11 protein-coding genes are annotated in these 13,993 nt (G+C 65.0%); all 11 read right to left on the reverse strand.

Features of this window, described 5'->3' with window-relative positions:
* Nucleotides 1-33: 33 nt before the first annotated feature.
* Nucleotides 34-438 (reverse strand): hypothetical protein, encoded by a 405-nt coding sequence (locus RUW20_RS05860; protein WP_313951264.1) that lies wholly within the window; start codon nucleotides 436-438, stop codon nucleotides 34-36.
* Between the two features lie 145 nt (nucleotides 439-583).
* Nucleotides 584-2,047 carry a 4-hydroxy-3-polyprenylbenzoate decarboxylase gene (gene ubiD, locus RUW20_RS05865; RefSeq protein WP_313951265.1) on the reverse strand — a complete coding sequence of 488 codons (1,464 nt, stop codon included), beginning with the start codon at nucleotides 2,045-2,047 and terminating at the stop codon, nucleotides 584-586.
* A gap of 236 nt (nucleotides 2,048-2,283) precedes the next feature.
* Nucleotides 2,284-4,074 (reverse strand): TIR domain-containing protein, encoded by a 1,791-nt coding sequence (locus tag RUW20_RS05870; RefSeq protein WP_313951266.1) that lies wholly within the window; start codon nucleotides 4,072-4,074, stop codon nucleotides 2,284-2,286.
* An 85-nt stretch (nucleotides 4,075-4,159) separates the two neighbouring features.
* Nucleotides 4,160-5,623 carry an alpha/beta hydrolase gene (locus RUW20_RS05875; RefSeq protein ID WP_313951267.1) on the reverse strand — a complete coding sequence of 488 codons (1,464 nt, stop codon included), beginning with the start codon at nucleotides 5,621-5,623 and terminating at the stop codon, nucleotides 4,160-4,162.
* 123 nt (nucleotides 5,624-5,746) lie between these two features.
* Complete coding sequence (locus RUW20_RS05880; RefSeq protein ID WP_313951268.1) at nucleotides 5,747-6,175, reverse strand: cytochrome C; 429 nt, start codon at nucleotides 6,173-6,175, stop codon at nucleotides 5,747-5,749.
* On the reverse strand, nucleotides 6,172-7,077 hold the full coding sequence (gene ubiA / locus RUW20_RS05885) for a 4-hydroxybenzoate octaprenyltransferase (RefSeq protein ID WP_313951270.1): 906 nt from the start codon (nucleotides 7,075-7,077) through the stop codon (nucleotides 6,172-6,174). The genes RUW20_RS05880 and ubiA overlap by 4 nt, the downstream gene beginning before the upstream one ends.
* 1 nt (nucleotide 7,078) lies before the next feature.
* Nucleotides 7,079-9,910 (reverse strand): DUF2339 domain-containing protein, encoded by a 2,832-nt coding sequence (locus RUW20_RS05890; RefSeq protein ID WP_313951271.1) that lies wholly within the window; start codon nucleotides 9,908-9,910, stop codon nucleotides 7,079-7,081.
* A gap of 36 nt (nucleotides 9,911-9,946) precedes the next feature.
* A complete protein-coding gene (locus RUW20_RS05895; protein WP_313951272.1) occupies nucleotides 9,947-11,827 on the reverse strand; it encodes an MFS transporter in 1,881 nt (626 codons plus the stop codon).
* On the reverse strand, nucleotides 11,824-13,062 hold the full coding sequence (locus RUW20_RS05900) for an amidohydrolase family protein (RefSeq protein WP_313951274.1): 1,239 nt from the start codon (nucleotides 13,060-13,062) through the stop codon (nucleotides 11,824-11,826). Before RUW20_RS05900 ends, RUW20_RS05895 begins: the two co-directional genes overlap by 4 nt.
* A 25-nt stretch (nucleotides 13,063-13,087) precedes the next feature.
* Nucleotides 13,088-13,396 carry a metalloregulator ArsR/SmtB family transcription factor gene (locus RUW20_RS05905; protein WP_313951275.1) on the reverse strand — a complete coding sequence of 103 codons (309 nt, stop codon included), beginning with the start codon at nucleotides 13,394-13,396 and terminating at the stop codon, nucleotides 13,088-13,090.
* A gap of 359 nt (nucleotides 13,397-13,755) precedes the next feature.
* Nucleotides 13,756-13,993: hypothetical protein (locus tag RUW20_RS05910; RefSeq protein ID WP_313951276.1), on the reverse strand; the 238-nt coding region annotated here is incomplete at its 5' end.

Consider the following 13,993-nt stretch of genomic DNA (forward strand, 5'->3'; position numbering starts at 1 on the left):
CCTTTGACATCATCTCCGGTAACTGTACGGGCATCAGTCGCTGTCGATCGGTCTGCGTCCCGACAGAGCCAGCCAGCCACGGATGACGCGATAGCCGACCCACAATCCGAGGATCACGATCAGCAACCAGGCGATCGGAATGCCGATGATGGTGATGATCAGCAGACCGTAGACCAGCAGCCACAGCAGGGTGAACCAGAAGGTCCGGATCTGCCAGCGGTAATGACTCTCAAGCCAGGTTCCTCGTACGTCGCTGCGCTTGACGTAGTTGAGCACGACGGCAATCAGCGATGGCACACCAAAGACGAATGCGCCGGCCACGGTCGCCGCGCCGGCCACGCCGATCACCACCGCCAGCGCATGCAGGCCGTAGATCACATGGCACCAGGCGCGTTCACCCTCGAGGTCGGACCCGGCAGGGATCAACTCGTTAGTCATTTCATTCTCCGTTGGTGCAGCGCGCTTGCCGCGAGACGATGGACAGCAGTGTTGAACTGGACTCGGACGACCCACGCCGCGACGCCGCAGCGATCACCGTGGCATCCGCCACGCCAACAGCCCCGACTGGTGCGCAAAGTCCCGCTCACAGTCCCAACTCACTCCACAGGGCATCGACGCGTTGTTTCACGGCGGCGTCCATGACGATCGGCGTACCCCATTCCCGACTGGTTTCACCGGGCCACTTGTTGGTCGCGTCGAGCCCCATCTTGCTGCCGAGGCCGGCGACCGGGCTGGCGAAGTCGAGATAGTCAATCGGTGTGTTTTCGGCAATCAAGGTATCGCGCGCCGCGTCGACACGGGTGGTCATCGCCCAGATCACTTCCTTCCACTGGCGGATGTCGACGTCGTCGTCGACGACGATGATGAACTTGGTGTACATGAACTGGCGCAGGAAGCTCCAGATGCCGAACATCACGCGCTTGGCGTGCCCCGGGTACTGTTTCCTGATGCTCACCGTCGCCAGCCGATACGAACAGCCCTCCGGCGGCAGGTAGAAATCGATGATCTCGGGGAACTGCTTCTGCAACAGCGGCACGAAGACTTCGTTGAGCGCCACACCAAGCATCGCCGGCTCGTCGGGCGGCTTGCCGGTGTAGGTGCTGTGATAGATCGGGTTCTTGCGCATGGTGATGCGCTCGATGGTGAACACCGGGAAGTGCGCCTGCTCGTTGTAGTAGCCGGTATGGTCGCCGTACGGCCCCTCGAGCGCGCTTTCGGCCGGATCGATGAAGCCTTCGAGAACGATCTCGGCCGAAGCCGGCACCTGCAGATCGGAACCCAGACATTTCACCACTTCGGTCCTGGCGCCGCGCAGCAGGCCGGCAAACTGATACTCCGAGAGACTGTCAGGCACCGGCGTCACGGCGCCGAGAATGGTCGCCGGATCGGCACCCAGCGCCACCGCCACCGGGAAAGGCTGACCTGGGTGTGCCAGGCAGTGCTCACGAAAATCGAGCGCGCCCCCGCGATGTGCCAGCCAGCGCATGATCACCTTGTTCGGCCCGAGCACCTGCTGGCGGTAGATGCCCAGGTTCTGGCGCGTCTTGTGCGGTCCGCGAGTGACCGTCAAGCCCCAGGTGATCAGTGGCGCCACGTCACCCGGCCAGCAGAGCTGGATCGGCAGACGAGACAGATCAACTTCACTGCCCTCCCAGACGATCTCCTGGCACGGCGCCGACGAGCGCAGACGCGGCGCCATGTTGAGCACCTGCTTGAGCACCGGCAGCTTGTCCCAGGCGTCCTTGAGCCCCTTCGGCGGTTCCGGCTCCTTGAGATAGGCGAGCAGCTTGCCGACTTCACGCAACGCCACCACCGACTCCTGGCCCATGCCCAGCGCCACCCGCCGCGGCGTGCCGAAAAGGTTGGCCAGCACCGGCATGGCGTGCCCCCTGGCATTCTCGAACAGCAGGGCTGGACCGCCGGCGCGAAGGACCCGATCGCAGATTTCGGTCATCTCCAGGCGCGGATCGACCTCGACGGCAACGCGTTTGAGTTCGCCAAGTTCTTCCAGTTGCGCGATGAAGTCGCGCAGGTCGTGATATCGCATCGGCAGTCATCCGGCCGGGAGCTTCCCGGCGGCAGGGTCGCCGCAGCGACCGTCGCGTCTCGCCCGGGGCGTCGGCCCGGCTCGCAAGCCTTGCCGAGCGGTCCGCCCCAGAACGTCCAGCGACGGATTATAGCGGTCTCGGCCAGGCACGAGGTCGCGGATGGCGCATCCTCGTAACGGCGATAGACAGACCGGCCAGCCGCTACAGACACCCTGCGCCGGCCATGGCGGTCCTTTCAGCCGCCCCGATGACTCACCAGTTCAAAGACGTCGTTCTCCATCTCGCTGCCGCTGGCCGACACCAGCCGACGCTCCATGCGCGCGTAGCGCTTGAGTTCCGGCACGTACCACAGGAGGAAATGGATGCGCACTGGCTCGAGCTGCGCTTCGGCGCGCGACCCGGTAGCACGCCGGCTGCTCCACACCTCGACCTTGACGGCGGCGTAGCTACCGGCAGGAACGGTGACCGTCTCCGGCCCCAGCACCTTGGCCTCGGAATACCACTGCGTCCAGTAGGCGCCCTGGTCGGGAGTCGGGAAGTCACGCCAGCTCCGGCCCTCGGCGAGGGTCTCGAAGGCGCCCAGATAAGGGCTGAACTCGGTGCCGATTTCGTTCCAGTTCACGAAGCCGGGGGTAGTGCCGCTGCCACGATTCTCGGTCGCGCCGCTGCCCGACAGCGGCTCGAACTGTTCCTGGACAACACCCTTGGCAAGCGAGCGCACGGTAATCGAAAAGCTGCGTTTGGGACTGGTCGGCCACTTGCCCCGCGAACGGTAATGCCACTCTTCTCCGAGCACGGGCCATCGCTTGTCTGCCGCCACCGGCTTCGTTGGCGCGGATCCTGGCGCAGCGACGGCGTTGGCCAGGCTGGCGGTCGACTTTGCTGCCGGGGGCGCGGTCGACCTCGCTGCCGGGGCCGGGGTCACTTTGGCTGCCGCGGGTTCCGGGCTTTCCGCGAGGCTCTTGCGCTTGAGCGCTGCCGGCGCCACCGGCGTCCTGGCCCGCTCGGCGGCAGGCGCCGCCGATGCTTCCCCGACGAGTTCGACGCTGGCCCGCTGGGAGCCGTCGGCGAGCGCCAGCAGCAGCGTTGCACGACGTCGGGCAGCGGACAACGGCTGGTAGCCCAGATCGATCTCGCAGGTCTGACCCGGCGCGAGATCGCCAGCGCAGGTACTGACCACGATCCGGAAACTGCCGGCATCCTCGCCCTCAAGCCTGGGCACGACAAGGGAGGCCGGCGCGGTGCCTTCGTTGCCGAAACGCACCGCGCCGGAAAGGCTGCTGCCGACCACCGCGCTACCGAAATCGACCCGCGCAGCGAGTGCCACCAGCCGCGGCTGCCCAACGGTCCGGGTCGTCTGGGGTGGCGGCGAGGACGACTTTCCGGCAGGTGCGACCACCGGCGGAAGGGCAGGATCGGGCATCGACTCGGGGCGCGTTGCCAGAAACCACACCAGGCCAGCAACGCCCGCGGCCACGACCAGGCCGGCCAGCACCCGGCCAACGGGCGATCGCCTGGCGCTGTCGACCGGCGGCTCAGCCGTTTGCGGCGCGATGGCGGGCAGTTCAATGATTCGTTCGAGCGTACGAATCAACTCACCGGTGGACGATTCCCATTGCTTGTGGCTGATCTCGACGGCCTGGCGCCGGGTCAGCAGACGCAGGTCCTGCGGCAGGCTGTCGGTCGGCGGCATCGGCGTGCCGTCGAGCAGTACCGGCACGACGCGAATCTGCCGGGTCAGGGCGGTGGCCGTTTCCAGGCGAATGAAATCGTTCGGGTCGTCGAGGCGGCGCTTGCCGGCCGCATCGGTGGTAGACAGCCACTCGTCGCCAATCAACACGATCAACACCGCGCAGGCGCCAACCGCCTTTTCGATCGCAACGACGAAATCGGTACCCGGTTCGATCCCTTCGACGTCCATGAACACCTGATTGCTGCCGAAGCGTGCCGCCAGACGGTCATACAGACGGCCCGCGTAACCAGCCGAGTCATCCCGTCGATAGCTGATGAAGATTCCACCCATCATTCGTCAGTCTCCCGCCCAAGGGGCGCAACTCGCAGCCAGTCGTCTATGGCATGGGCGGCAAGCAGTAATTCAAGAAAGCCTTGCACTACGACCCAGACAAGCCGATGAACGCCAGGATGCGTGACTCGACGTAAGGGTAGAAGGGATTCCAGCGTAGCCGCAACATCTCCGATGCGGCAATCTGCAGTACACCCCGCTCACCGCGAAGGGCGATGTCGCCGAGGTGGATGCCTGGGCTCTTGTCGACCGGTCGCCCACCGTAGACCGGATCTTGCGGTGGAAATGGCAGCGCCACATGCGCCAGCGAGTAGACCTCGTCCGGCCACGCAAGACCGAGGGCGGATTCGGTGGCCGTCGCCTCGCCTGGCGGCGCGCTGCGCACCACTGCGCTTCGGCTGGCGGCGTTCTCGTTGCTCACCAGGCTCAGGGTAAACAGGCGATCGGGCTTGTCGCGCAGTGCCTGCACCGCGCCTGCCGGATCGGCCCGCATGAGTGGCTCCATCTCGGCCATGCGGTTGATGTCGAACAGTACCAGCTCGTGATCGCCGGCCGGTAGTCGCTCGAACAGACCTGAAACGAGCGCCGAGGTGGAAACGGTGGCATCGACGACCGAGGAAAAAGCCAGCAGCGGCGGAAAGTGCTGCAGCTTGCCGCCGCTGCTCATCGCGTCCAGCTGGCCCTGAATCTGCCCGGTCAGCCGATAGACCACATCGCCCGCGTTCACCGCGAAGGAGTTGTATTTGAAGGGGTCGTACTCGGGCAGGATAGCGTTCCAGGCGAGTTTGTCGAGACCCAGGAGATGACCGAGCCGCGCCTGCCAGACGGCCAGCGCCGCCGCGCCGCTGACGCCGATAGCCGGCGACAGCAGGATCAGTCGGTCGACCTTCGGCCACGCTGCATCATCCAGCGTGGCCAGGGTGTAATTCACCGCCAAGGCGGCACCGTTGGAATAGCCGATGACATGGAGCGGTCGATCGCCGACTTGCTCGGCGAGGTGGCGCATCGCCAGGCGAACGGCCGCGGCCATATCCTGCCAGCTCAACTCCACCAGCCCGGACGGCGCCGTCCCGTGTCCCGGCAAGCGCAGGCCCAACACGGTTGCGCCGGCGGCGTTGAGCCGCTGCCCGAGATGGCGCAGACTGTACGGAGAGTCCGACATGCCGTGCAACAGCAGCACGCCCGCCTTCGGCGTCTCGGCGCGAAGTTCGAAGCTGCGGTTCCAGTTCGGCGACCAGCGCTCGGGATCCGACAGGCTGTGGCGATGGTAGCGGTTGATCAGGCGTCTTTCGTCGCCGGGGATGCGCGCGTAGACCTCCTCGTCCAGCTGCGCGAACAGGCGGTCCTCGAGCGCCAGATAGTCCGCAAAGCTGTCCACCCGGGAAGTCGCGGTGAACTCTTCGTCGAGGTCGGCCAGGTGCCACACGTCAAGGTCCGGCTGGCTCTCGAGATAAACGATGCCGCCGATGAGCGCGGCGAGCACGGCACCGCCAGCGCCATAGACCAGGGCGACAAGAATACGCCGAAGCATCCTGCTCAATCGGAAACTCATGGCTTCTCCCCCGACGGCGGAGCCACGATGCAAGCGGCGAAGCACCTTGCACCACCGGCACCCGGCGCCACGTCCGGGGGCTGTTGCGCCCTGCGCAAGGTGGCCAGCGAAGGTGTGGCCGAACTAGCGGATGCGGTAGGCGTAGTGACAGGCAACGCAACCGCTGGTCAGCAAGGGCAAGGCAGCGATGGTCTTTTCACGATCACCGCTGGCGGCGATACGGGCAAACTCGCTGGCCGCCTGGTGCCCATCCACTCCGGCGCTGTGCATCGCCGGCGGCATGTGTGGTCCGGGGCGCGCGTCGAACGGCAGGTTGCGATGCTTGCCCATCGCCGACACGCCCAGTTCGTCCTCGGCGATCTGGCCTGCCTCCCTGTATTTCCCGCTTGCGACAAGGCCGAGAATTTCGTTCAGCGCCAGCAGGTTGGCGCGCATCTCGGCACGCAGCGAGGCGTCGGCCGCCGGCGGCATCGGCGCCAGCTGGCGCTGGTCGTCGGCCGCGTGGCCGGCAGTCGCCAACAACGCCAAGAATCCCATCAAGAAAGCTTTCATCCGGCAAACCCTTTCGCGGCAAGAAAATCGAGGGCGATGCCGGCAAAAATGCTGGCACCGAACCAGTTGTTGTGCAGGAAAGCCTTGAAGCAGCGCTGCGGATCGCGTTCCCTGATCAACGTGTAATGGTAGCCGGCAATCGCCGCGGCTCCCGCCAACCCAGCGTAGAACACGGCGCCAAGTCCGAGCCCGTAGCCGACCGCGGCAATCAGTGCCAGCGCCAGCGCATAGCACAACATCACCGCCGCGATGGCGCTCCGTCCGAAAGTGATCGCCGAGGTCCGGATGCCGATCTTCAGGTCATCGGCGAGGTCGACCAGCGCATACTCGGTGTCGTAGGCGATCGCCCAGAAGACGTTGGCGAGCAGCAGCAGCCAGGCTTCCGCGGGCACATTGCCGAGCTGCGCCGCGTAGGCCAGTGGAATGCCGAAACCGAAAGCAACACCGAGATAGGCCTGGGGAATGGCCAGGAAGCGTTTGGTGAACGGATAACTCGCGGCGAGGAACAGCGCCGCCGCACACAGGCCGGCGAACAACCAGCTGCGCAAGGGCAGCACCAGCACGAAGGCGCAAGCGACCAGCGCGCCGAAAAGGAGCAAGGCTTCCCGGACCGAAACCTTGCCGGCGGCCATCGGCCTTTGGCTGGTGCGCGCCACATGCGGGTCGAAATCGCGGTCCGCCAAATCGTTGATCACGCAGCCGGCTGAACGCATCAAGACGGTGCCGAGGGCGAAGATCCAGACCACCAGCCAGTCGGGCTGCCCGAGCGCCGACAACCACAAGCCCCACAGGGTCGGCCACAGCAGCAGCAGAATGCCGATCGGCTTGTCCAGGCGCATCAGACGCTCGTAAAGATCGAGGCGCTCGCGCAGTTGTTGGCCGGAAAATTCCATGGCCGTCATTCTACCCCGCCTGCTTCGGGTCACCCCGCCCGTCCGCCGGCCTGCGTGCGTTCCCCGCTTCGCTCCCTTCTGCCTGCGCCAAGGCTTCGTCGGCCCTGGGCGGCACCGGTGCCAGATAGCTGGCGATGAGCACCAGCAGGGCGACGCCGATCAGCGACGCGGTCCACATCGCCGTACCGGAATTGGCCAGATCGACCGCCAGCAGTTTGAGGCCAACCACGGCGAGCAGCGTAAAACCGGCGTACCAGCCCTGACGACTACCCTGGCGCGTGGCCCGGATCATCAGGGCCAGGGCCAGTGCCGACCACAGCAGGCTGAGCAAGCCTTGCAGCAGACCCGAATGAAACAGCGCCTCCGCCCGGAACGGCCCACCGCCCCAGTGATGCGCCATGCGCGCAGCGAGCATGCTGATCCAGACCAGCGCCAGCGCGGCCGGCACGGCCGTCAGACGCCCGACCGACCGCCAACCCGGTAGCGGCTCATCGCGCAGCCGGCAGAGCCAACCGTGCAGGGCCGCCAGCACCGCCAGTTGCGTCAGGTCAAATGGATTGAACAAGGGCAGATAGGGCAGCCCTGACCCCCCGCCCGAATGCGACAGGTTGGCGACGACCGACCAGCACACCGCAGCCAGCGCCAAGGGGAGAGTCGCGGCACCGCGATAGGCCTCGAGATGTTTTGCGAAGGGCCACAGGCGCGCACCATGGCCGGGCAGGTGAATGCCGACTGCGGCGACCAGTCCCCAGCCAAGCAGTGGCCACAGGCTGACTCCCGGCGCCAGACGCTGGCCGAGCCAGGCCAATTCGATGCCGGCAATGAACAGCAGCAACCACCAGGCGGCGACGTGGCGCCCGGCAGCAAGGGCGACCATGCCGTCCCTCTCCTGCCGCGCCAGCAGCCAGTAGTGCAGCCCGACCGCGCTCGGCAGGACGACCACCAACGCGCCGGCCAGCGCATGTCCGTCGCGCAGCACCGCGCTGCCGGTGAGCAGCCACAACAACGGCAGCAGCAGGGCCGCGGCCCAGCGCGCGGCGTTCCAGCGGATTGCCGCAGCGTAGAGATCCATGGCGCTCAGCGACAGCGCCGCAAAAAGCACGAACAGCGGCAGTTGCAGAGCCGGGGGAGCGAAGCGATCGACTTCCTGCCCCGCCGTAGCAAACCACCACAGCAACGACCAGCCGAGCAGCAGCGAAGGCGACAGCACCGGCCGCGCCAAACCGTGCAGCAATCGCCCGCCGGCCAGGCCGGCAGCGGCAATCAGCACGCCGCCGAGGCAGACATCGTTGAACACCGGCCGCGCATGCGCCAGCTCTTCAAGGCCGCCAAGAAACCACCATCCGGCCAGCACCTGCATCGCCGACCCGAAGGCCTGTGCAACGCGCCGCTCCTGACGCACACCGAACCACAGTACGGCAACCCCTTCGACCGCCCACAGTGCCGAAGTCACCTGCGCACCGAAAGCGAGCGGTACGGCCAGGGTCAGGTAGGCGATGGCAATCGCCAGATGGCAGCGTTCGAGCATTCGCAGTTCGGGCTCGGCAGGGCGATACAGCGCCAGCCACCAGCCGAGGTAGTACCCGCCGGCCAACAGCGCGCTGAGTGCCAGGCCGTAACGGTCGTCGCCGAGCAGTGCCGCCTGCAAGATGCTGCCGGCCAGTGGCGGACCGAACAGAAGAATGCCCTCGCTCCACCCCTTCCGACCCGGTGCGCGCAACAGCGCAGTCAATGGCGAGGCCGCCGAATACATCACGCAGAAGACGATCAAGAAGCTCTGAATCAGCGCGTAGTGCGCTGGCCGATAGAGTGCGATCGCCCAGTTCATGCCGACCACCAGGGTCAGCACGAAGCCTGCGATATTGAGCCGTCGCCACGACTGCATCCAGCCGACGCCAAGAACGAAGGCGTTGAGCAGGCTGAGATAGCCGAACAGCAGGCGTGGATCGGAGCTGGTCGAAGAAGCGAGTACGGGTGCCAGGAAGGCACCGGCGATACCGAATACCGCCAGCAATTCACCTTGTTGACGGATCGCGAGAAAAACACAGGAAACGCCCAGCGTGACGAAAAGCGCGAAGGCACTGGGTTCGCCGAGCATCGCGTAACGGGCAAGCATGAAATAGACAATCAGGTAGTGGATCGCCAAGCCACCGCCCTGCAGCGTCAGCCCGAACACTCGGCGCGTCGCCTGCTTCCGTTCCTGCGCCTGCGACCAGCCGAAGAGCAGCATCGCCACGCCAGCGACCGCAGCCAGCAGCAAGCGTAGCGGCACCGGCAGCAGGCCGTATTCGGCAGCCAGACGCAAGCCGGAAGCGACGCCAAAGAAAAGCAGGACGACGCCGACCTTGGCCAGCAGATTGCCGGCCAGAAAACGCGACCACCACGGAACGGGGAGTTCTTCCGGGGTCCGCTCGGGTAGCGCAGTGTTTGCCGAAAGCGTTTGGGTACCACTGCCGCGGAGAGGGGTCTCCGTCAGCTCCACTTGTGGCGCATGCGCTGCGAGGAAGCTCGCCGCCACGTTCTCCGGCATCGTAAGCATTGCTTCGGCCGGGGCAGCAGACTCGTCGCCTGGGACGGACGGCGGATCGCCGCGCAAGCGGGCCACCTCGGCGCGCAAGGCCTGCGATTCGCGATGAAGCCAGTCGACCTGCGCTTCCAGGGTCCGCAGGCGACTCTCATTGGTCGCCGGAGATGGGGGCTGTGGCAACGGACCATAGCGCTTTGCCAGGCGGCGTTCCAGTGCCAAACCGAGAAACAGGCCGAGGACACCGCCGAGCAGCCCACCAGCGATTCCAAGTAAACTGCCAAGGGCCGCGCCGATCAGCAGTCCAAAAAACCACATGAACAGCTCCTTTCTTGCCTGCGATACTGCCTGAGCCTACTTCCAGTCGCCGCGCAAACCGGCCACCAGGTCGTGCAGATGTTCGGGGGTCGCGGCTTCAGGCGCAACCGCCGGGCCAACGCTGAGCGCAATCTTCTTGAACAGGCCGGCGCGCCGCAGATCGCTCATCGCCGGACCATCCCTGCGGCTAAAAAAACTCCCCCACAAACCTTGCAGCGCCATCGGAATCACCGGCACCGGGCTGCGCCCAACGATCCGCTGCACCCCCGGACGGAAGGGACAAACCTCGCCGTCGTTGGTGATCCTGCCTTCCGGGAAGATCGCCACCAGTTCGCCGTCTTCGAGAGCGCGGGCAACTTCCTCGAAGGCGGCTTCCATCATCGCCGGATCCTCACGCGCGGGTGCAATCGGGATGGTGTGCATGTGACGGAAAACGAAGTTGATCACCGGCGTACGATGGATGCGGTGATCCATCACGAAGCGGATCGGCCGCCGGCTCGCCGCGGCGATGACGATCGGATCGACGAAGCTGACGTGGTTGCAGACGAGGACTGCCGGGCCCTCCTGCGGGATGTTTTCCAGACCCTTCTGCTGCAAGCGGTACACCGAGTGGATCAGCAGCCAGGCGATGAAGCGCAGCATGAACTCGGGCACCAGGCTATAGATGTAAACCGCCACTGCCGCATTGCACAGCGCGGCGATGCCGAACAAGGCGGGAATGGACACCCCGTTGCCGAGCAATCCGGCCGCCGCCAGCGCGCCGCAGACCATGAACAGCGCATTCAGGATGTTGTTGCAGGCAATTATCCGCGCCCGCTGATCGGGTGCACTGCGCAACTGGATCAGCGCATAGAGCGGCACGATGAACAAGCCGCCGAACAGCCCGAGCGCGAAAAGATCGAACAGCACGCGCCAGGTCTCGTGCATGGCGAGCATACCGGCCAGCGGCAGCGGCGCCCCGACCGGCAGCAGGTCGGGCGAAGCGAAGGCGAGATCGATGCCGAAGATGGTCAAGCCGATCGAACCGAAGGGCACTAGGCCGATTTCGACATGCCCGCCTGACAGGCGGTCGCAGAGGAGCGAGCCGACGCCGATGCCGACAGTGAAAATCGCCAGCAGGAGGGTGACGGTGGTCTCGTTGCCGCCGAGAACACTCTTCGAGTAGACCGGGAACTGTGCCAGGAACAGCGCACCATACAACCAGAACCAGGAGATACCGAGGATCGACAGAAAGACTGTTCGGTTCTGGCGTGCAAAGCCGATGTTGCGCCAGGTCTCGGTCAGCGGGTTGAGGCCGACCACCAGATCCGGGACCGGTGCCGGCGCCACCGGGATGCCGCGACTGGTCAGATAGCCGGCCACCGCGACCACCAGCCCGGCGAAAGCAACCCAGGTCGGGTGCTGGGCAACTCCGGCCAGCAGGCCACCGGCCAGCGTGCCGACCAGGATGGCGACGAAAGTGCCCGACTCGACCAGCGCGTTGCCGCCGACCAGCTCGTTTTCGTGCAGATGCTGCGGCAGGATGGCGTACTTGACCGGCCCGAACAGGGCCGACTGCAGACCGAGCAGAAACAGCGCCGCGAGCAGTACCTCCAGGCTGTGCATCACGAAACCGGCCAGGGCAAACCCCATGATGACGATCTCGAGCAGCTTGGTCAGGCGTGCCAGCCGGGCCTTGTCGTATTTGTCGGCCAGTTGCCCGGCGGTGGCGGAGAAGAGGAAAAAAGGCAGGATGAAGATTCCTGCGGCGAGGTTGGTCAGCACTTCGGGCGTCAGCGTCGTCCAGCTCGTTGCCTGAAAGGTGAGCAGCACCACCAGCGCGTTCTTGAACAGGTTGTCGTTGAACGCACCGAGAAACTGGGTAACGAAGAAAGGGCCGAAGCGCCGGGTCTTGAGCAGACCGAATTGGGAACTCATGCCGCCTTCCTTTCAAAGAAGCCTCGGGTCTCGAAGATCGAGGGAGAAAAATGGTGCGCACCCGACGACAGCTGTCGTTTGAGGACGAAATCAAAGAGCAGCGGGTTGTGCTGGCGGACCGTCTCCAGAACGCCTACCGCCGCCTGCGGCAGCATGCCGCGCGTGGCAAACTCGGCGGGCGAGGTCAGCGGTACGATGCCGGGCAAGGGATAGTCGGAGCCGTTGAGCAGTCGTGGATGCCACTCACTACGCTCGATCACCGCACGCACCACCTCCTCGCTGCGGTTGCGTTGCGTCAGTGCCGAGATGTCGGCAAACAGCAGGTGCTCGTAGCGAGCTTCACCCATCAGCCGGGCAAACAGGTCGAAACACGAACGCTGCACCCCGTCGGGGCCCTGGTCTACATCGACCGCGCTGCCCATCGAAGCGCAATGGGCGACCACCACACGCACGCCCTGGTCCAGCGCCCGGCGCAACAGCAGCGGGTTGCCAAAGGCCTGCTGATCCGCACCATGCACGGCTTGTTCTTCGCCCGCATGGCTGATCAGCGGCAGTCCGTAACTGGCCAGTGCGGCGTAGAAGCGATCGCAGCGTGGCGACGAAGGATCGATACCCATCGCCGGCGGTAGCCATTTCACCGCCTGCGCGCCGCTCGCCACAGCAGCAGCGAGTTCCTCGACGCAGTCGGCGCGATAGGGATGGATCGAAGCCGCCCACGCAAAGTACTGCGGATGACGCGCGGCGACTGCGCGGGCGTAGGCATTCGGCGTGTAGAAGGAACTGCGCTGCGGGTCGGCGCGGCCGTCGCTATCGTGAAAGCGATCGAAGGCGAAGAGCAGCAGCCTAGCACCGGGGCGCAGCCCATCGATGAGGTTCTGCATGCGCTCGACGTAACTGTCGTCAATTCTTCCCGGCGCGTCATGGACGCAACCGGCGTTGAGATAGAACAGGCGCTGCGCGTACTGCAGCGGATGGAAAAGGCTCTCCATCTGCGGATTGACCTCGATGCCGCTGCCCGAGTCGCCGGTGCCGACCAGATGTACGTGGCAATCGAGGAAGCGCGCCGGGTCGACTCCTGCCCAGGCGGACTGAATCAGTTCGTCTGCCGCGGTGGCCGCTGGCAGCTGCGCACGACAGGTATTGAACAGAGCCGGCGAGCGCCGCGCGACGAGGCCCGACAGCGCCAGCCCACCGAGCGCGAAACCGCCGATAAGGAGACGGCGGCGCGGGCTCATCGTGTCGTCCGATTGCGCCTTGCGCTCACGCCGACTCCTCGAGATAGTCGAGCACGTTGCCCAGACATGCTTCGAGGAACGCCTTGTTGATCCAGAAGTAGATCTCCTTGCCCAGCTTCTCGGAGCACAGGACATCGGCGTCGCGCAGGGTCTTCAGATGATGCGAAACGGTAGACCGGGCCAGCGTCGACACCTCGGCAATCTGACCAACGTTGAGGCGTTCGCCGGGTTCGAAGAGCAGCAGAATGCGCTGCCGATGCTCATCGCCAAGGGCCGCAAAAACCTTCGACATCGCCTGCCAGTCGCGCGGAATCGTCCGTCCGTAATCACGCATCTCGCTTGCCCCCGCTAACGATCATGACATGTCGAGATACCCCAGATCATGAAAGTCATGATCGTCCCCCCTCTCACTTGCAGTGCGCATTCCGGCTTGCACGCCGGAATCGTTCGCCGGGCAGGGAGCATGCTCCCTGAATTCCCCGCCTCACCCCGGCCCGCGCTGGGGAGAAGGGAAATTCGTGCGTCGCGTGCGCGACTTTCACATTAAAGAAAATCCGAGCAGATCGAAAACATATCGACCAGTGTAGTCATATCGACATTCAAGTCAAGAGAAGATGCTTTGGTCGGGCGAACAGGTTTGGCCAGCACGGCCAGCGCAAGGTGGGCCTGCTTCCCCGAACGCCACGGTATATGTCAAGAGTATTGTCGCCTGAGTTCATGCTGCCAATGCATACTTTTGCTGGTAGTGGTGGCGCGGCGATGCGGCCTTTCCTGGCTTGCCTCGATCAGCGAAGAGAGTTGTTGAGTCGGGTTAGAATCCCGTATGGCGCTGTCGACCGGCCACGACGACACCATCTGCTTTCGCCGGCCCAAAGCGGTGAATCGCCTACCGACTGCGCCCCCTTTGATGAAAGAATTTTCAATCAGGAGA

Source organism: Accumulibacter sp., assembly GCF_032229525.1.
Taxonomy (GTDB): Bacteria; Pseudomonadota; Gammaproteobacteria; order Burkholderiales; family Rhodocyclaceae; genus Accumulibacter.